General features: G+C 40.7%; 18 protein-coding genes. 12 read left to right on the top strand and 6 right to left on the bottom strand.

The window, feature by feature from the left end; genetic code table 11:
* The 4 genes from VIM94_RS06480 to VIM94_RS06465 form a co-directional block, all read right to left on the bottom strand.
* On the bottom strand, positions 1-226 hold a 226-nt coding region (locus VIM94_RS06480), incomplete at its 3' end, for a GIY-YIG nuclease family protein (protein ID WP_332038474.1).
* Between the two features lie 374 nt (positions 227-600).
* On the bottom strand, positions 601-1,101 hold the full coding sequence (locus VIM94_RS06475) for a YceI family protein (RefSeq protein WP_332038473.1): 501 nt from the start codon (positions 1,099-1,101) through the stop codon (positions 601-603).
* Positions 1,102-1,148: 47 nt separating this feature from the next.
* Positions 1,149-1,727: a YceI family protein gene (locus tag VIM94_RS06470; protein WP_332038472.1), complete on the bottom strand. Its 579-nt coding sequence runs from the start codon at positions 1,725-1,727 to the stop codon at positions 1,149-1,151.
* A 64-nt stretch (positions 1,728-1,791) separates the two neighbouring features.
* Positions 1,792-2,244 carry a MarR family transcriptional regulator gene (locus VIM94_RS06465; RefSeq protein WP_332038471.1) on the bottom strand — a complete coding sequence of 151 codons (453 nt, stop codon included), beginning with the start codon at positions 2,242-2,244 and terminating at the stop codon, positions 1,792-1,794.
* A gap of 200 nt (positions 2,245-2,444) precedes the next feature.
* On the opposite strand from VIM94_RS06465, the gene VIM94_RS06460 reads away from it, so the two are divergent.
* From VIM94_RS06460 to VIM94_RS06440, 5 genes are all read left to right on the top strand, one after another.
* Entirely contained in the window at positions 2,445-2,759 is a 315-nt protein-coding gene (locus tag VIM94_RS06460; protein ID WP_332038470.1) for a rhodanese-like domain-containing protein, read from the top strand.
* Between the two features lie 3 nt (positions 2,760-2,762).
* Entirely contained in the window at positions 2,763-3,179 is a 417-nt protein-coding gene (locus tag VIM94_RS06455) for a rhodanese-like domain-containing protein (protein ID WP_332038469.1), read from the top strand.
* A 191-nt stretch (positions 3,180-3,370) separates the two neighbouring features.
* Positions 3,371-4,609, top strand: a complete 1,239-nt coding sequence (locus VIM94_RS06450; RefSeq protein WP_332038468.1) for a S8 family peptidase — start codon at positions 3,371-3,373, stop codon at positions 4,607-4,609.
* A 160-nt stretch (positions 4,610-4,769) separates the two neighbouring features.
* On the top strand, positions 4,770-5,462 hold the full coding sequence (locus VIM94_RS06445; RefSeq protein WP_332038467.1) for an outer membrane beta-barrel protein: 693 nt from the start codon (positions 4,770-4,772) through the stop codon (positions 5,460-5,462).
* A 154-nt stretch (positions 5,463-5,616) separates the two neighbouring features.
* Entirely contained in the window at positions 5,617-6,303 is a 687-nt protein-coding gene (locus VIM94_RS06440; protein WP_332038466.1) for an MCP four helix bundle domain-containing protein, read from the top strand.
* Here the strand turns inward: VIM94_RS06440 and VIM94_RS06435 are convergent.
* Complete coding sequence (locus tag VIM94_RS06435; RefSeq protein WP_332038465.1) at positions 6,300-9,269, bottom strand: DNA polymerase III subunit alpha; 2,970 nt, start codon at positions 9,267-9,269, stop codon at positions 6,300-6,302. The two genes, VIM94_RS06440 and VIM94_RS06435, sit on opposite strands and share 4 nt — an antisense overlap.
* Positions 9,269-10,486 carry a DNA polymerase IV gene (gene dinB, locus VIM94_RS06430; protein WP_332038464.1) on the bottom strand — a complete coding sequence of 406 codons (1,218 nt, stop codon included), beginning with the start codon at positions 10,484-10,486 and terminating at the stop codon, positions 9,269-9,271. Before dinB ends, VIM94_RS06435 begins: the two co-directional genes overlap by 1 nt.
* A 205-nt stretch (positions 10,487-10,691) precedes the next feature.
* On the opposite strand from dinB, the gene VIM94_RS06425 reads away from it, so the two are divergent.
* The 7 genes from VIM94_RS06425 to VIM94_RS06395 all read left to right on the top strand — a co-directional run bounded on the left by VIM94_RS06425 (position 10,692) and on the right by VIM94_RS06395 (position 18,357).
* Positions 10,692-11,375, top strand: a complete 684-nt coding sequence (locus VIM94_RS06425) for a DUF6799 domain-containing protein (protein WP_332038463.1) — start codon at positions 10,692-10,694, stop codon at positions 11,373-11,375.
* A 51-nt stretch (positions 11,376-11,426) separates the two neighbouring features.
* On the top strand, positions 11,427-12,296 hold the full coding sequence (locus VIM94_RS06420) for a hypothetical protein (protein WP_332038462.1): 870 nt from the start codon (positions 11,427-11,429) through the stop codon (positions 12,294-12,296).
* A gap of 180 nt (positions 12,297-12,476) precedes the next feature.
* Positions 12,477-14,051, top strand: coding sequence for an NADP-dependent glyceraldehyde-3-phosphate dehydrogenase (locus VIM94_RS06415; RefSeq protein ID WP_332038461.1), 1,575 nt, complete (start codon positions 12,477-12,479; stop codon positions 14,049-14,051).
* A 129-nt stretch (positions 14,052-14,180) separates the two neighbouring features.
* Complete coding sequence (locus tag VIM94_RS06410) at positions 14,181-14,759, top strand: Crp/Fnr family transcriptional regulator (RefSeq protein WP_332038460.1); 579 nt, start codon at positions 14,181-14,183, stop codon at positions 14,757-14,759.
* 76 nt (positions 14,760-14,835) lie between these two features.
* Positions 14,836-16,206 (top strand): TolC family protein, encoded by a 1,371-nt coding sequence (locus tag VIM94_RS06405; protein ID WP_332038459.1) that lies wholly within the window; start codon positions 14,836-14,838, stop codon positions 16,204-16,206.
* 14 nt (positions 16,207-16,220) lie between these two features.
* Complete coding sequence (locus VIM94_RS06400; protein ID WP_332038458.1) at positions 16,221-17,180, top strand: HlyD family secretion protein; 960 nt, start codon at positions 16,221-16,223, stop codon at positions 17,178-17,180.
* Positions 17,181-17,184: 4 nt separating this feature from the next.
* On the top strand, positions 17,185-18,357 hold the full coding sequence (locus VIM94_RS06395; RefSeq protein WP_332038457.1) for an ABC transporter permease: 1,173 nt from the start codon (positions 17,185-17,187) through the stop codon (positions 18,355-18,357).
* The last annotated feature ends 204 nt before the right edge of the window (positions 18,358-18,561 follow it).

The raw sequence follows: 18,561 nt of genomic DNA, 5'->3' as shown, positions 1-18,561 counted from the left end.
GATTCCATTTTTTTAATTGCTTTTCTCTTTTTATTGCTAGAGATGGATATTCAAATTCTTCATAGTATACTAATTTATTGAGCCGATATCGGGAACTGAAGCTTTTTAAACTTTGATTTTTATGTTGATATAACCTTTGTTTCAGGTCCCCAGTCATTCCAATATATAATGTTCCATTTTTATGGTTTGTAATAATGTATATGTGATATTGGTAATTAGGGTTCATATACTATTTATTTTCTCACTCCAACTAAAGCGGGAGTTTATAATTGGTATTGGATTTCCGCCGTCGCGGAAATGGCCTTTGTTTGATTTAGATTTCCGCCTTCGCGGAAATGACCCTGGTTTGTTTGAGATTTCCGCCTGTGCGGAAATGACAAAAAAGTATAAAAAAAAGGCTTGTCGTGAGACAAGCCTTTGTATGATTTTATACTATAGCAGTGTTACTTCACGACGTTTGACGTAAGTTGTTCCACCACCAGGTATTTGCTATTCTGTTTTTCATTGAGGTCAAATATAGAACGCAATTTTTAACGCACAAAACTTTTTATGAAAAAAAGCCATCTGAGGGATGGCTTTTAGCTATTGTTGAGGAGTAATTTAGAATTTCAACTCAACATTTAAATCGAAATTATCGTAAATAGTCTGGTCTCCCAGTCCACTAAAGAAACTACCCGAATTATACCGAACATTATATTTTGAACGGTCTATGCTCAATTTGGTAGTTGCAGTATTATCGCTCCAATCCAGATCAAAAGTTACGGGATGGGTTTGATCTTTGATGGTTAGATCTCCAACCACTCCATAAGTCCCGTCGTCTTTTTTGGCGACGCTGGTGATTACGAGTTTAGAAGTTGGATAGTTGTCTACTCCAAAGAAGTCATCTGAATTCAAATGGCCTTCCAGACCAGCTTTGTCATCTCCCTTAAGATCGGTAACACTAATACTGGTCATATCCATCACAAATTCTCCACCTACGATTTGCTCGTTTTCAAACTGGAACTTTCCATCTTTCAAATCGATCGTACCTTCGTGGGATCCCAATACCTTTTTACCTTTCCAGGCAATATTACTGGCCTGAGGATTTACTTTCTTTTCCATAGTCATTTTTAACTTTTTCTTTCAATAGCAATTTCTTTCCCGCCGATTTAGAATTTCAAATCTACTTCCAACTCAAAATTGTCATAGATTGTCTTGTCCCCAAGATTATCAAAGAAGCTCCCTGAACCATAACGCACATTATATTTTGAACGGTCTATAGTTAAATCCGTGCTGGCTGAATTCTCGTTCCACTCCAGGTCGAAAGTTACCGGATGAGTGTCTTCCTTAATAGTAAGGTCGGCAACAACTCCGTAGGTACCGTCGCTTTTTTTAGCAGCGCTAGTGATCACAAGTTTAGCGGTGGGGTAGGTTTCCACGCCGAAAAAATCATCAGACTTCAGGTGACCTTCCAATTTTCCTTTGTTTTCGCCTTTCAGGTCGGTTACATTGATGGATTTCATATCCATAATGAATTCACCACCTTTAAGCTCGCCATCTTCCACGATAAAGTGAGCTTCTTTCAGCTCGACAGTTCCGGTGTGGAATCCTGTAACTTTTTCACCTCTCCAGGTAACTTCGCTGTTTTTTACATCAACTTCCTTTTTTTCAAGGTTGTTTGTGGTAAATGCGACAGTGGTTAATACGATTACGGATGCCAGAGCAACTTTCAATACATTCTTTTTCATCTTTTTTGTTATTTAATTTATATTCAGTTTATTAATTGCCAGAAGCTAATTGGTTGTTTTACTTTCAACTCCTTAACTCGTTTAATTTCTCGTTCAGTAATTCATTTTCTTCGGAATTTATCCGTGAAGCGATTTCCGCTTCAATTTTATCTATCACCGGATCGACTTCCTGAAGAAATTCCAGTCCTTTTTGGGTAATACTAATTTCCACCTTTCTTCTATTGGCTTCACAGGTAACGCGTTCCACCAGCTCTTTAGCGATTAGCTTGTCAACCAGGCGCGTGGTGTTGCTCATTCTGCTAACCATCCGCTCCTGTATGGTGCTTAGGTTTGCTGGTTTTCCCTTTTGCCCCCTAAGAATGCGCAAAACGTTAAACTGCGGAATAGAAAGATCAAAATCTTTTAAGGCCTCTCCGATCCTGTCATTAATATGGTTGGCGGTCACCAGGATATTAAGGATAAGCCGGCGGGATTCGGGTAGCTTGCCAGTGGCTTTTATTGTATCTTCTATATTCATTTGTTACTACAACATTTGTATGTACAAATATATAGTAAGGGATAAGATTTAAAGCGGGGGTAGTGTTAAATATTTTACAAAATTTTAATCGGGAAAGTGGAATAGGCTTTATAAGGAGGAAATCTTTTTACCTTTCGGCCAAAATTGATTAACTGTAGATTCCTTTCTTCAAGGGAATTAAAAAAATAAGATTAAAATTTATGAAAGAACTAACTCAGGAGGAATGGAGAGAAAAACTGGAGCAGGACGATAAAGCTGTGGTTTTAGATGTACGAACCGAAGAAGAGATGGAAGAAGGTTATCTTCCCAATGCCAAACTTATTGACATTTATAAGGGCCAGGAATTTGTGGATGAAATTGAAAAACTGGACAAGTCTAAGAACTACTACATCTATTGTCGTTCGGGACAACGCAGCGAACAGGCCTGCCAGCTTATGGATCAAATGGGGTTTGCCACCACCTATAACCTTCTTGGAGGAATTATAGAATGGGAAGGTGAAATAGTGGAAGACTAATTTATGAAAAAAACAAGTCGATTTCTGGCCGTGCTACTTTTAGCAGGGAGTTTTTATTCCTGTAAAGAAGTTCAGGCCGAATCTTCCGGCATGCCCAATACGGTAGAAAATATAAGTGTAGAAGAGATGAAGTTACATCTTCAGATGGAGGATGTACAGCTTATTGATATCAGGTCAAGGAATGAGTATACCGAAGCGCATATCCTTAATGCGAAGAATATTGTGTTTGATGAAGAATTCAGAAAAAAACTGAATAGCCTGGATAAATTTCGCCCGGTATTACTTTATTGTACCGATGGTTCAAAAAGCAAAAAGGCTTTAAAGGTATTGAAGCGCATGGGATATCAGAATGTGCAGGAATTGGATAAAGGTTTTGAGCAATGGATGATCAAAGATGGCCAGGTAAAAACTTCTGAGTAATATTTATTAAAAATCTTAAAATGCTATCAAGTCCCCTGATTTCAGTGGGCTTTTTTTTATGGTGAATTATACATTTATTTGAGTGTAACTTTGATTTATTTATAACAAATAAGAAAAAAGTTTGTTTTTTGTCTATAAAATCATAGATTTGATCGATCTATTAACCTTTTTTTAACCAAACATTTAATTTTATGATTTTACAAAAACTCAGGCCTTTAGCAGCAACTGTTATGGCCGCAGCATTCATGTTCTCCTGTTCTCAGGATAAGGAAGAGAATCAAAGTCTGGAAGAGCAGCAGGTAGCTCCTTCCAGTTCAGAAATTATTCAGGGCCAGTATATCGTGGTTTTTAATACAGATGTCACAGGTGACCAGGGAGAAAAGTATCCTGAAAGTTATACCCGTGCCCAGGAAGCTGTAAAGGCTAAAACAGAACAACTTTTAAGCGAAAGCGCCATTGAGGATGCCGATATTTTTGCGGTATACAGTAAAGCTCTTAATGGAGCAGCAATGAAACTAACTGCGGAGCAAGTTGAACTCCTTCGTGGTAAAAAAGAAGTGTCTTATATCGAAGAAGACAGGATCGTAACTTTCGCTCCACCTTGTGGTACTCCAAATGGCGGCCCTTGTGACGGCGGCGGAGATGGTGGAGGAACCACCGGTCAGGAAACTCCTTTTGGTATCGCCCGTGTAAACGGTGTAGCTAATTACACCGGGTCTGCAGTGGCCTGGGTAATCGATTCGGGAATAGACCTGGATCATGAAGATCTTAATGTTGATGCTTCCAGAGCTTTTAATGCCTTTACTTCAGGAAAAGACGGAAAATCTGCAGATGATGGTAACGGTCACGGAACTCACGTTGCAGGTACTATCGCTGCCTTGAATAATGAAGTAGGAGTAATTGGTGTTGCACCGGGTGCGACAGTTATTCCTGTAAAGGTTCTAGATAGCCGAGGTAGTGGATCATACTCAGGTGTTATCGCCGGGGTTGATTACGTTGCAGCTAACGGAAACAGCGGAGATGTTGCCAATATGAGTCTTGGAGGTCCAACTTCTGATGCTTTGGATCAGGCTGTACTTTCAGCTTCTCAACAAGGGATTAAGTTTGCTCTTGCTGCCGGTAATGAAAGCAGCGATGCAAACAGCTCTTCTCCTGCAAGAGTTAATGGTGCTAATATCGTTACTATCTCCGCGATGGATTCTAACGATAATTGGGCCTCTTTCTCTAACTACGGAAATCCACCGGTAGATTATGCTGCTCCTGGAGTTGCGATAAAGTCTACCTGGAAAGATGGTGGGTATAACACAATTAGTGGTACTTCTATGGCTTCACCACATGCAGCCGGAGTATTGTTGCTTGGTAATGCCAGCACCGATGGTACTGTAAACGGAGATCCTGATGGAAATGCAGATCCAATTATTGTACACTAAAATTTTTAAATAGATCATTAAAAGCATCGGTTTTTCCGATGCTTTTTTGTTAATATACGTTTAGCCGATTTTTTGCGTTAAAAAGATATAGAGTATTATTCTATTATTTTATTTAATTGATATATTTACCCGGGAAGTTAAGACCGATAAATCTACATTTATGAACAAAAGTTTTTTACCGATTTTAATTGGGCTGCTGTGTTTTAGCCTTTCTTCAAATGCCCAGGAATATAGTTTTGGAGTGAAAGGCGGTGGTAATTATGTAATGGGAGGATCTATTACCGGAAAGGATCCCGGTGGTGTTGGTTATTTTGATGGCACCATAGAGGCAGATCCTGAATTTGGCTTTCACGCCGGAGTTTTCTTTCAGTTGAAATTCGGAAAATTCTTTATCAGGCCGGAAGCGATGTATCACACGATGAGTACTACCTTCGAATTTCCAACGCAGCCTTCTGCTTACGAGGTAGATAAAATAAGCATCCCGTTACTGTTTGGATATAACATCTGGGGGCCTATAGATATCTATGCAGGCCCTGCTTATCAGAATATTATGAATTCCTCCCTGGAGGGTACTGAACCACCAGATAAGGTAATTGTTGTTCAAAATACTCCTCTGGCAGCCCAGGCAGGGGTAAAAGTCAATTTTGGAAGGTTTGAAGTAGACCTACGGTATGACCGTACTTTAGCTTCAAAAGAGCTTCAGTTTGTTGATATAGATAATGGGGAATATGGGGTTAATGATGCAGATTTTACAGATTCCCGTCTAAACCAGGTGCTTTTAAGTATAGGTTTTAAAATTGGAGACAGCGAATCCAATCCAGGTAGACGTCGTGGCAAAGGTTGCTATTTTTAAAAACAAAAATATAAATTAAGAAAGCCTCAATTTCGGAATTCGGAATTGAGGCTTTTTTATTAATAAAAAACTTAAAAATCGGGCTGATTTTGTTATTTTGTATAGCGCTCAGATATTTAGAGCACGTTCGATTTCAGTTTAAAGCCTGATTGCTATGAAAGATTTATTTTCCATTAAACCCGAAAAAAGGAAACGGCTTATATTGTTGCTTAGTCTGTTTTTTGCCCTTATTCTTATCGCTGAATTGATTGAGAATAAAAACCTTCAAAAAATCGATAGCGATTTTTCTTCTCTTTATGAAGACAGGTTGATACCCGCCTCGCAAATGTATATGCTTTCTGATTTACTTCACCAAAAGCAACTCATTTTTGAACATCTTAATGAGAACAATTTTAGAATATCGTCTGCTAATATCGATAAGATAAAAGAGACTAATCTGAAAATAAACAATATCCTCGCAGCGTATGAAACCACATATCTTGTAGAAGAGGAGGTACAACACCTGGCAAATTTTAAGACAAATTTCTTAGCCTACCAGAAGGTGGAGAACGAGATCCTTTATCATCTTGAGAATAAAAATTTTGGAGTGGCTCAGGTGCTAATCAACACCAGGGGGAGAAAGCTTTTTAATAATGCGAATATTTATTTAAATCGACTGGCAGAGATACAGCCGGAAGTAGGGCGGGAATTGCTGGCCCATTATCGTAGCAGTTTTGGAAGTTCCAGTTTGATGTATTATTTCAAAATAGCGATCACGCTGCTTTTCGGTGTTTTTGTCCTCCGATTGCTTGGCCTGGTGAACCTGGTGAACCAGCCCAAACAAAAATTCGAGCTCAATTAATAAGCGGGTACTGCCAAGCGGGGATCGATTAAAATTGGTTGCCTTTCTATAGCTCTTATCTGTATGGAAAGATAGCCTAACTCATCTGTCACAATGCCCCGACACAGATAAATTCCTTTGCCTCTTACGGGGTATTTTTCGGCTATATCAGGGAAATGCACCGTATCGAAAACATTATCGTTTTTATCGAAAAAAGTGCCAAAATACATATAGCGTTTAGTGCTAGTCGCTGTTTTCTTCAGGGTGATGAGGTTGCCGTAAATACTAATTTTTTTACCCACATAATTTTTTAATTCAGCTGCCAGTACTGAAGCCTGCATTTTGTATTTCAACAGTCTAAACCGACTGCACAGCGGAAATCCCAGCAATTCTATCTCGTCGTAGGCATCTATCAATTCTGAATAGGAAAATTCAGGCAGTTCATAATCCTTGTGCGGAGGTTTAAACAGCGCGGCCTGGGAAGTTTTGGATTTGGTCTTGTTCAGTTTGAAATGAGCTTTCCATAGAAGCTGGTGTTTGTCTATACCTGTAAATCGGAAAGCATTGATGCGCAAAAGAATACTGAGCTGTTCAATAGAAAGTTCCACCCGATCTATAAACTCATCAAAAGATCTGAATTCCCCGAAAAACTGTCGGTTCTCCAGGATCTTCTGAATGCTTTTGAGCTCAAGTTCTTTGAGGTACCCAAAGCCCAGGTAGATATCTTTTCCGTAAATCACCGTGGGATGATCACTTTTATTGATACAGGGCGGATGGATATTTCCGCCACATCTTTTTATTTCCTTGAGATAGGTTTCCACGTCATAAAATCCGCCACCGTTGTTTAGTGCTGCCACCATAAATTCCAGCGGAAAGTAGCGCTTTAAATATAGACTTTGGTAGCTTTCTACCGCATAGGAAGCGGAGTGGCCTTTCGGAAAAGCATAGCCGGCAAAAGAAGCGATTTGTTCCCACACCTCTCCTATCAGATATTCTTCATAGCCTTTTTTGAGGCAATTCTCTCTGAAAGTAGCTTTGATGCGCAGAAGGTCTTCCCGCAGGTATTTTTTTCCGCTCATGCCACGTCGTAATACATCGGCGTCGTCGAAATTGAGATCGGCGAAGTGGTGAGCTACTTTCATCACATCTTCCTGGTATACCATTACTCCATAAGTATCGGGCATAATCTTTAGCAATACGGGATGAGCCTCTTTTCTTTTTTCCGGATTCCTGTGGCGCTGAATATACTCTTCCTTCATTCCTCCGCTGGAGACCCCCGGCCGTATCACCGAGCTGGCCGCCACCAGATTCATATAATCCTGAGTCTGTAGTTTGATGAGCAGCCCCCGCATGGCAGGAGATTCTACATAAAAAACGCCCATGCAATCTCCGGTTTTTAATAAATAATTGATTTCAGGATCTTCTTTGAAAAGCTGTATGTTTTCAATGTCTTCTATCCTGGCTTCTGGCTGATTTTCTTTGATGATCTCAATGGCGTCGGTGATCTTGGAAAGGCCGCGCTGGGCGAGAATATCAAATTTATGAATACCCACATCTTCGCAAACATTCATATCGATTTGCAGGGTTCTGAAACCTTTGGGCGGTAAAAAAGTAGCGCAATAATTGTAGACCGCATCATCGAGGATCGCGATTCCACCGGAATGTACGCTTAGATAATTGGGAAAACCTTCTATAAGAGCGCTGTACCTCAGTACCAGTTTCTGGGTTTCGTCGAGTTCTCCCAGCTCAAAATAACCCGAAACCAGTTTGTCTATTTCTTCCTTTGGCAAACCGAAAACCTTGCCAAGTTCCCGTGCTACCGCTCTACGTTTAAAGGTAACATAAGTCGTGAGCAGGGCGGTGTTCTTATATTTCCTGAAGATATAAGCCGTTACCTCGTTGCGGTCTTTCCACGAAAAATCTATATCGAAATCGGGCGGGGAATTGCGAAAGGCATTGATGAAACGCTCAAAATAGAGATCGAGCTCGATGGGATCTACGTTGGTGATGCCAATGATGTAAGCCACGATTGAATTCGCCCCGCTGCCCCGTCCAATAAACGGAAAGTTCTTAGACCGGGCATATTCCACGATGTCCAGATTGATGAGAAAATAAGGTGTGAAATTCAGGTGGGTGATAGCTTTTAACTCTTTTTCCAGCCTATCGAGGATTTGCTGAGTGGGTTCAGGGTATCGCTTTGACAGACGTTCATAACAAAGTTCCCGAAGCTTTTTTATGTCTTCAGTTTTGTTGTTTCCGAAGACCTGTAGATTGCGGTTGATGCGGTTTGTACCAAAATCGAATTTTACTTTACAGGCCCGCATCAGGTTACGGGTATTTTTTACGATACAGAGAAAATCCTGGAATTCCTTTAAAAGCTCTTTTTCGGGAAACATCTGCTGGGAGAAAGAGGCTTGCTCCTCTGTCGGAAGTTTACTCAGCAGGGTATTATTATCTATGGCTCGTAGGAGTCGGTGCGCGTTATAATCTCTTTTACTTCGGAAGCTCACGCTCTGCAAAAGCACCAGTTTATCTTCAAATTCCAGGTATTTTGAAAACCTTAATTTCCGAAGGCTTTCCGCAGAAACCCCTATGAATTCGTTGTCCCGGAAGCGGATTTTCTTTCTGCTCATCACTTTTTCTAAGGGATAGATGACAAAGCATTCCGGAAGCTCCGGCGCATCGGGAGAAAAATCTTTTTTTTGGTGGAGGTGTGTCGCGAGATGTGTATTGAGTTCCCGAAATCCGGTATTGCTCGCGGCTATACCCACATATTGCTGATCTACCCCATTTCTGAAGTCTATTCCGATAAGTGGTGTTATACCATATTGCGGGGCTTGTTTAATAAAATTCAGGCAGGCCGAAGTATTGTTGATATCGGTTAAAGCCAGAGCAGAAACGGCATTCTTTTGCGCAAGTTTGCACAACTCCTCAACAGAGAAAGTTCCGTAGCGTAGGGAATAGTATGTGTGACAATTGAGATACATTATTGTTTTCTATGCGCCAGGACTACCGGTGGGGCTCCATCAAAAGCATTGCCCATCCTGCCGATGGTTTTTGTGCCTAAAGTAACGGCCCGCATCACGCTGTGTTCCCCGAATTTGTTACGGATACGGTCTATGGAATTATAGAGGTTCAGCATCTCTTCAGAATCATCGAAGAGATTGATCTGGTAATTTCCTCCTACGATCCCGCTGAATTTTACTCCTATCAGCCTTATTAGCAGTCGGCGGGAATAAAGCTGTTTGAAAAGTTGCTCTATTTTGGGAATAAGAATATGGTCGGCGCTGGTGTAAGGGATCTTAGCCTGCTTGCTTTGGGTCTGGAAATCGGAATACCTGATCTTTACGCTCACCTGGCTGGTGAGTTTATTTCCTTTCCTCAGCTGGTAGGCGAGGCTTTCTGTCATCGCTACCAGGGTGGCATGGAGCCTTATCATATCTATAGTATCACGGCCAAAAGTGCGCTCGGTAGAGATAGATTTCCTTTTGTGAAAGGGGATAATAGGAGAATTGTCTATGCCGTGAGCCCTTTTCCATATTGTGCGGCCGTTCTTACCCAGTACGCTTTCCAGCATTTCTACGGGCATTTGCTGGATGGTCTCAATTTTATAAACACCAAGGTTCATCAGGGTTTGATAGGTTTTGTTGCCTATCAGAGGGATCTTGTTTACGGCAAGAGGAGCTAGAAAATTTCTTTCGCTGCCCCTTGCCACGATACTTTCAGCATTGGGTTTAGCTTCGCCGGTAGCGATCTTGGAAACGATTTTGTTCTGCGATAAGCCAAAAGAGATAGGGAGACCGCTTTCTTTTATAATATTTTGCCGAAGCTCTTTGGCAAATTTCTCTATTCCGAAGAACTTATCCATTCCGGTGAGATCGGCATAGAATTCATCTACGCTGGCCTTTTCAAAAGAGGGGACCTGATTTTGAATGATTTCGGTTACTATATTTGAGTGGTAGGTATAGGTGCTGGCATTTCCTTTAATCACGATGGCCTGGGGGCAAAGTTGCCGGGCTACTTTCATAGACATTCCGGAGAAGATCCCGAATTTACGCGTTTCATAACTCGAGGCTGCGACTACTCCACGATCTCCCATTCCTCCCACAATAAGCGGCCGGTTCTCTAATTTGCTGTTAAGCAAACGTTCTACCGACACAAAAAATGTGTCCAGATCCAGATGTATAATAGATTTTGTACTCATTAAAACAGGATTAAATCCATTAATTTGGATATAATCCAAAATTATAAAATTATGAAGATCTGGCAGTGGCTTTAGGCGTTAAATTTTTAGTTATAAAGAAATGGAAACTCGAATGCTTACAGGGATTTTTTTGCTGAGATATATCATTCTTTTTGTGAGATCTCTGCACTAAGTTTATTAGTAATATTAACCTAAAGTAAACACAATGAGAGTATTATTTTTATTGGTACTTCTATTCTTAGGCATCCAAACAGGGATTGCACAGGACAGAGACCAGGACAGGGACCAGGATCGTGATCAAACACGATTAATGATGGTAGATGGAGATCTTTTACAGATAAGAGATCAGGATCAACAGCGGCTACAGGACAAAATAACTCTGAATGATGGAACGGTTTTAAGTCCGAATGGCACTTATGTAACCCGCGAGGGAAAAAAACTTCGACTTAAAAACGGGGAATGTCTCGATATGGACGGAGTGAAGTATAATAGCGAGTACCAGTACCGGTTTAAGGTTCGACAGGAGAACAAAGGCTTGTCTGAAGCTCAGATCCAGGAGCGAAATCAAAACCGTGTGCAATATTCCCGAATAGATGGGGATATGTACCGGATTAGGAATCAGTCGCAAAACCGTGTACAGGAACAGCTTAACGTGGGAGATGGGATTTCTGTAAGGCCAGATGGCACTTATCAGGTTCGCAATCAACAACAAAAGCGTCTCCAGGATGGAGAATGTTTGAATATGGAGGGTCAAAAACTCACCAATATGTATCAGCTTCGCAAAAACATGGTGCAGAAGAATATGATGCAGAATAAGGTTCAGAAAAACATGCAGAAGAACATTCAAAAACAAGTTCAGAAAAACCCCAGAAAGGGGAAAAATAACTAATCAGAAAGCCGGAAATCAAGACTGATTTCCGGCTTTCTTTAAATCTTAATTATGAAAAGGCTACTAGTATTCCTGATACTATTTCAGGGAATTGGTTTATGGGCCCAGGCCGATAAGAACCTTAGGGAAGAGAAAACCCAGGAAGGGATTTCTTTTCTTTTTGCAGATCTGAGCTACTCAAGTGATGCGGTTTTTATGGGAAGAAGAGATTCTGTAGCAGCACCTTATTTATTGCCGTCTTTAGGATATTACCACCGCTCAGGTTTTTACGCCGATGCTTCCCTGTCTTATCTGGTAAAGGATGAAAACAGGGTGGATATGGGCTTGCTTAGTGCCGGATATCGCTTTGACGCGAACGGACTTAACGGTGGGATTGCTGCTACAAAGTATTTCTTTAATGAAGAAAGTTACAACGTACAATCTCAAACTTCTGGAAACCTGATGGCTCTGTTAGGCTATGATTTTGGTTTTCTGGAGTTAAGTGTAACCGGAAGTACTTTTTTTTCTGAAGACGGAGATACCGATTTTTTCGCTGGACTTATTCTTGATAATAGCCTTAGTGTAATCGAAAATAAGCTCATTCTTAATCCTACTTTCAGATTAAATGCAGGCTCGCAGTATTTTTACCAGGAATATTACCAAACCAGTCGTTTAGGGAACCGAAAAGGCAAAAATGCCATGCAGCAGCCGATGACGGTTCAGACTATAGAAGTAGAGGAAGCATCAAACTTTAATATACTTTCTGTAGAACTCAGTCTTCCTGTATACTACTACCATAATCAATTTATTTTCTCTTTCAGGCCTCATCTGGCATTTCCGCAGGGGGAAAGCAAGATTATTACCCCTGATTTTGTATATGAAGAAACATTGGATGATGTTTTCTATTTTTCAGTGGGGATAGGCTACTGGCTCATTCCATAGAAGCTGTCTAATAAAAAACAAATTGATCTGACCTGTAAGATTTCCTGCTTATTTTTTGAGAAATGCTGCTTTTGTTTTCTCTTGCGTCATAAATTTTTGTGAAAGCAGGGGGCCTTAGTTTGTATTGGCTTAAAACACCTTAGCTTTAAATTTCTTTTTTAATAAACCAAAAACCAAATTATGAGTACCAGCAAATTTTATCAAGTCGAACCGATTCATCAGGATACTTACCTGGCAAACGGAGAATTAATAAAATGGGAAGGGAAGAAAGATGAGGTTTATTCAACTATTTCTTCTTCGGAAAGTTATAGTAAAACCCTGTTAGGTACGGTGCCGCATATGGATGAGGTTGCCGCTCTTGAGGTATTGGAACATGCCTGTAATGCCTACGATAAGGGAAAAGGAGAATGGCCTACTGCCAGGGTTGCAGATCGGGTTGAGAGTATGACGAAATTTGTGAAGCTCATGGAGAAAGAGCGGGAGACCGTGGTGAAGTTCCTGATGTGGGAAATAGGTAAATCCCTGCCCGATTCTGAAAAGGAATTCGACAGAACGGTGGAATATATTTACGATACCATTGAAGATTATAAGCAGCTGGATCGCGATAGCGCTAATTTTCAGAAACGGGATAATGTGCACGCACATATCCGCCGTGGACCGCTGGGAGTTGTGCTCTGTCTGGGGCCTTATAATTATCCTTTAAATGAAACCTTCGCCTTGCTTATTCCGGCATTAATAATGGGGAATACGGTGATCTTTAAGCCTGCAAAACACGGAGTTTTGTTATTGTCACCATTATTGGAGGCTTTTAAGGAAAGCTTTCCAAAAGGCGTTGTAAATATCATTTACGGCCGGGGAAGAGAAGTGGCGGCACCCCTTATGAAAACCGGGAGAATAGATGTACTGGCTTTAATCGGAAACAGTAAGTCGGCTATTGCTTTGCAGGATCAGCATCCGCATAAGAACAGGTTGAGACTGGTTCTGGGTCTTGAGGCTAAAAACCCTGCGATTATCCTACCCGATGCCGATCTGGATCACAGCATTGAGGAATGTCTTTCAGGAACTTTATCCTTTAATGGGCAACGTTGTACCGCCTTGAAGATCATTTATGTTCATGAAGATATAAGAGAGGAATTCAATAGGCGTTTTGCTGAAAGGGTAGACCAGTTAAAGTTTGGTAATCCCTGGGAAGATGGTGTAAAGCTAACACCTCTTCCTGAACCTGATAAACCCAAATATATCACCGAATTGATAGAAGATGCACAGGAAAAGGGAGCAAAGATCCTGAATGAAAAAGGAGGCACGGTGATCGATAATTACATTTTCCCTGCCGTGCTTTACCCGGTGACAAAAGAGATGAGAGTTTATAAGGAAGAGCAGTTTGGCCCGGTGATTCCTGTAAAATCTTTTACTTCTATAGAAGACCTGCTAAACGAGATAGCCGATTCAAATTACGGACAGCAAGTGAGCCTCTTCGGAAAAGATGTGCACAAGCTCGCGCCGCTTATCGATACTATGGTAAACCTGGTGTGTCGTGTGAACCTGAACTCGGCCTGTCAGAGAGGACCGGATGTATTCCCGTTCACCGGAAGAAAAGACTCTGCTGTAGGTACCTTGAGCGTGCACGATGCCCTGCGATCCTTCTCCATAAGAACATTTGTAGCTTCAAAAGACAACGAATACAATAACAAGATCCTGCAGGAACTTGTTTCCGGAAAGGAATCCAATTTTGTGAGTACAGATTATATACTTTAAATTTAGTTCTCAGTACTGAGAACCGGGTTCCTTATTTTAGTTTTTCAGCGGTTTGTGGATTTCTAAAGATGTAGGCCTCTGGTCTATAGATTTACTTAACTTTATAACCCGATTTTGAAGCTTTATTTAATGAAACTTTCTAACTATTTACAAAATATTGTTCCCTTTCCTACTAGTGAACTGGCGGATATTATTTCTTATTTTGAGAGAGAAAAGGTGCAAAAAAACAAGCCTCTGGTAAAGGAAGGACAGGTTTGTTCCAAACTTTACCTGGTAGAGGAAGGGGTAGGAAGAAGTTTTTACCTTAAAGAAGATGGAAAAGAAATTACCCAGTGGTTTTTTGTAGAGGGGCAATTTATGTCAAGTATTGAAAGCTTTTTTCAGCAGAATCCAAGTTTATATTATCTTGAAATGTTGGAGGATTCGGTTGTTTACAGCATTACACGGGAAAATCTAGACCTTTTGTTTGCCCGTTATCACAATATGGAAAAACTGGGAAGGCTTCTTTCTACAGAGATGCTCACGCGGGTAGTCAATAAATTGAATGCCATACAGTTTCAGACAGCCCGCGAGCGTTATGATTATATGTTAAACGAATATCCTGATATTGTTAACCGGGTAGCACTGGGGTATATTGCTTCCTACCTTGGAATGACCCAGGAAACCCTTAGTCGCATTCGTAAGGCAGAAACCCGGAATAGATCATAATCTGTATTATTTGATCTAGGTCAAAAGAAACTATCGCTTTAATAAGGAAATTTGCAGTGTTAAAAAAAAAGCTGCAATGAAAATAAACTTATTGAGATTTACCCTGCAGGTTATTCTGCTTGTGGGGCTGCTACCTTATGCCTCGCTGGCTCAGGAAACAGATCCTGTCCTGGAAAACCTTATAGAAAAAGGTCTGGAGAAAAGCCATAGTATTAACATTAATGAGCTGGATGCCGAACAGGCGCAAGTAGATCAAAAGCTTGCAAAGTCTGTCTTTCTTCCAAAGATTTCCCTAAGCGGGAGTTATACCCGTCTTAACGATGATATCTCCTTTGATGATGATACTCAAAAGCTTTTAAAGGCTACTCAAAAACTCCTGATAAAAGAAGCTGCAGGTATTCCTTTTAACACTGCTTTTCCCGAAAACATTCCACTCCAGGAAATCAATAATCTTCAGAATAAAGATATATTGAAATCTTCTGTAGATGTGGATTGGGTTCTGTTTAGCGGATTTGAAGCGACCAATGCTCTGAAAGCTGCAAAACATAAGGAAGCATCTTTACACTATGCAGGAATGGCCGAAAAGGACCGGATCATTCTCAAAATTATTGAAACATACGACAAATTAGCCCTGGTAAATGCCTCAGAAAAGGTGCTTTCTGCTTCTGAAGATTACTTAAAGGACCAGGAGCATTTTGTAAAAAAAGCCATAGCTAATGGACTGGCTACTCCTATTAGCCGAAAAAGAATAGAGTTGGCCCAGCAACAACTGGCAGCCAGGCAACTGGAGTATAGTCATAACAAGAGCCTTCTTATCGAGGTTCTACACCAGCTCACGGGAGAAGATAAGAAAGTTTTAGGCTCCCTCAATCCCAGTCTTACCGGGATCTCCTCAAATAATTTAGCTCCTGAAAAACGGCATGAAGTGAAAGCTTTGGAAGAGGCTGAAAAGGCTACGGAGTATAAAGCGAAAATGGAGAAAAGCCAGTTTATTCCTAAAGTAGCTCTAAAAGGCCATTATGAATTTTTGGAGGATGATTTATCACTTTTTGACCCTAAATGGTATGCCGCAGTAGGTGTTAAATGGAATCTTTTCGATGGTGGCCAGGCCAGGTTGAACAGTCAGAAAACAGAACTTGAAGCCAGAAAATACAGGGAACAGATCGAAGAAGCTGAAGAAATGATCGCCTTGAGCATTGTAAAAGCCGAAAACGCTTATGAAGCTTCCCTCCAGAATTCCCGTATTGCGAAAAAGGAGGTTGAACTGGCCAGCGCCACCTTTGAGCTGGTGAACAAGCAGCATAAAAATGATTTGGCTTCCATTACCGAAGTTTTAGATGCCCTGAAAGATCTGGAAAGGGCCAATTTTCAATTGCAGGAATCTTACTTCCGTCAGAGAAGAGCTGCAACCACGCTACTTCACTCCAAAGGATTACTTAATTACTAAAGCATTTTAAAGATATGAGAATAATAAAAATTGGATTTAGCCTTATTAGTTTATTGATGTTACTTTCCTGTAGCAATGAGCAGGAGATCACTCCTTACAGAGGGAAAGTGAAATTTGAAAGTATTTCTGTTAGCAGTAAGCTGGCTGGACGTATTAATAAACTGTATGTAGCAGAAGGTGACGAAGTACGTAAAGGTGATACCCTTGCCTATATTGATATACCCGAGATCAATGCAAAAATGATGCAGGCCGAAGGTGCAATAACAGCTGCCCGCGGACAATTCGATATGGCTAATGCCGGGGCCACGAAAGAACAGCTTACCCAAATAGAAGGAAAACTTAATGCTGCAAAGGCAGAACTGGAATTTGCCCGGGAATCATATTTCCGACTTAACAATATGTACCAGGATTCCCTGATAACCCGTCAGCAATTAGATGAGGTGGATATGAAACTTCAAATGGCCAGGGCTCAGGTAAAAGCATTGGAGGCAAAACGAGAAGAAGCTGGGAAAAGTGTGAGAACTGAACAACTTAACCAGGCCCGGGGGCAATTGGATCGTGCCCGTGGTGCCAGGGAAGAGGTGCTCACTGCTTCCAGTGAAAAGTATCTTCTTGCCCCTGCCGATATGACTATTGAAACAATAAGTCTGGAAGAAGGAGAGCTGCTTAGTCCTGGCTATTCGCTATTTAATGGCTATAAAAAGAATAGTGTTTATTTCAGATTTACCATTAATGAATCCAGGATATATGACTTTGAAAAGGGCAGTGAATTGGTGATGCTTAATCCATATACCAAAGAAGAAATAAAAGGCAGAATTGCCTACATAAAGCAACTGCCCCGATATGCCGAGATCACCAGTACGGCGCCGCTTTATGATTTGGCAGAATCTGTATATGAATTAAAGGTAGTCCCAACTTCCAACTTAAATGAAAAAGCCTATTATTCCAATGCTACCATTCTGATAAAAGAATAAATAGATGAAAGAATTTTATAAATTATTAAGATGGGAATTTAAGCGTATTTTTTCCAATAGTGTTCTCTGTGCTATCTTTTTCGGCGCTCCTGTGCTTTACGGAATTCTGTTTGGTTATGTTTACCAGCAGGCTAATGTGGTTGACTTACCAATTGTAATTGTAGATCAGGATAATAGTCCGTTAACAGATAAGATTACTGATGCCTTTGAAGATAACGAAGGGCTTCTCGTGAAAGACCGGCGTTATAACCCCGGCAACATACTGGACGAAATGCCGGTTGAGCAATATGTAGCTGTGGTGACCTTACCTTCAGGTTTTGAGGCCGATGTACTCCAGAAAAGATATCCTGAGGTAAGGGTAGATCTCAATATGGCTAATATTCTAAATGCCAATACCGCCAGTAAGAATATTCAACAGGTTTTAATGAGCCTTAATGCGGGGATAGAGATTGAAAGTCTTAAGAAGCAGGGTTTAAATCCGGCAGCAGCTAAAGCATCTTTTGAGAGTTTTAAAATTAACTTCCATAAACTTTATAACTCTACCGGCAATTACCTTAGTTTTATGATGCCCGGTTTGTTGGGAGCCATTATGCAGCAGGTAATTTTTCTTGCAATGGCGCTGGTATTTTCAAGAGATTTTGAAGATGGTTATTTCAGGCAACTGGTGAAAAAAGATAAATCTTCCTTATACCTCATAGTTTTAAAAGCTACACCGTTTATACTGTTTTTGCCTTTTATGTGGCTATTTGTAGGACGTTTGTTTATATTCTTTAATATAGAGGCTGAGATCTTTAATTTCCCTATGCTGATTTTGATCACTCTCTTAAGCCTGGCCTCAATGGGAGTGGGGATGTTGTTTTCAGTGGCTATTCCCAATCAATTAAAGGCAACAGAATTACTTATGGTGATTTCTACCCCGGCCTTTGTAATTAGTGGATTTACCTGGCCCAGCATGGCCATTCCGGGATTTATAAATGGGATAGCACAATCTATACCTGTCACTCATTTTCTTACAGCCTTCAGAAAAGTAGCTTATCTAGGAGGTGATTTGAGTCATGTGTTCCCGGAAATTAAAATGCTGTTGCTAATTATTTTGATAAGCTTTGTTGCAATGGCTGTGCTACTACAAATTAAAATAAAAAGAGCCCGGACCAGACATGTATCAAGAAGGGTATAAACCCTGCTTTTGGAGAATATAGTCACGGGTTCGGATGTGGCGCCCTGCCTTTGCTAAACTCACTGCGAGTAAGGCAATGGCAGGCTGCCACAGTCTCTTGTTGGTATTATTACACCTGGTATAAATTTAAAATTTAATATAGTGGTCAGCCTCTGATTAATTTTCAAATGTGGCTACATTATTTTTAAAAATGTTTAGAGTTTT

It is taken from the genome of Salegentibacter sp. (assembly GCF_036568425.1).
GTDB lineage: Bacteria > Bacteroidota > Bacteroidia > Flavobacteriales > Flavobacteriaceae > Salegentibacter.
The sequence above is the reverse complement of the archived record's forward strand: the minus strand, read 5'-3'. Positions and strand labels throughout refer to the sequence as shown.

Coding starts and splice junctions, on each gene's coding strand:
- VIM94_RS06475 (WP_332038473.1), bottom strand. CDS start 1,101: ATGGAAAAGAAAGTAAATCCTCAGGCCAGTAATATTGCCTGGAAAGGT.
- VIM94_RS06470 (WP_332038472.1), bottom strand. CDS start 1,727: ATGAAAAAGAATGTATTGAAAGTTGCTCTGGCATCCGTAATCGTATTA.
- VIM94_RS06465 (WP_332038471.1), bottom strand. CDS start 2,244: ATGAATATAGAAGATACAATAAAAGCCACTGGCAAGCTACCCGAATCC.
- VIM94_RS06460 (WP_332038470.1), top strand. CDS start 2,445: ATGAAAGAACTAACTCAGGAGGAATGGAGAGAAAAACTGGAGCAGGAC.
- VIM94_RS06455 (WP_332038469.1), top strand. CDS start 2,763: ATGAAAAAAACAAGTCGATTTCTGGCCGTGCTACTTTTAGCAGGGAGT.
- VIM94_RS06450 (WP_332038468.1), top strand. CDS start 3,371: ATGATTTTACAAAAACTCAGGCCTTTAGCAGCAACTGTTATGGCCGCA.
- VIM94_RS06445 (WP_332038467.1), top strand. CDS start 4,770: ATGAACAAAAGTTTTTTACCGATTTTAATTGGGCTGCTGTGTTTTAGC.
- VIM94_RS06440 (WP_332038466.1), top strand. CDS start 5,617: ATGAAAGATTTATTTTCCATTAAACCCGAAAAAAGGAAACGGCTTATA.
- VIM94_RS06435 (WP_332038465.1), bottom strand. CDS start 9,269: ATGTATCTCAATTGTCACACATACTATTCCCTACGCTACGGAACTTTC.
- dinB (WP_332038464.1), bottom strand. CDS start 10,486: ATGAGTACAAAATCTATTATACATCTGGATCTGGACACATTTTTTGTG.
- VIM94_RS06425 (WP_332038463.1), top strand. CDS start 10,692: ATGAGAGTATTATTTTTATTGGTACTTCTATTCTTAGGCATCCAAACA.
- VIM94_RS06420 (WP_332038462.1), top strand. CDS start 11,427: ATGAAAAGGCTACTAGTATTCCTGATACTATTTCAGGGAATTGGTTTA.
- VIM94_RS06415 (WP_332038461.1), top strand. CDS start 12,477: ATGAGTACCAGCAAATTTTATCAAGTCGAACCGATTCATCAGGATACT.
- VIM94_RS06410 (WP_332038460.1), top strand. CDS start 14,181: ATGAAACTTTCTAACTATTTACAAAATATTGTTCCCTTTCCTACTAGT.
- VIM94_RS06405 (WP_332038459.1), top strand. CDS start 14,836: ATGAAAATAAACTTATTGAGATTTACCCTGCAGGTTATTCTGCTTGTG.
- VIM94_RS06400 (WP_332038458.1), top strand. CDS start 16,221: ATGAGAATAATAAAAATTGGATTTAGCCTTATTAGTTTATTGATGTTA.
- VIM94_RS06395 (WP_332038457.1), top strand. CDS start 17,185: ATGAAAGAATTTTATAAATTATTAAGATGGGAATTTAAGCGTATTTTT.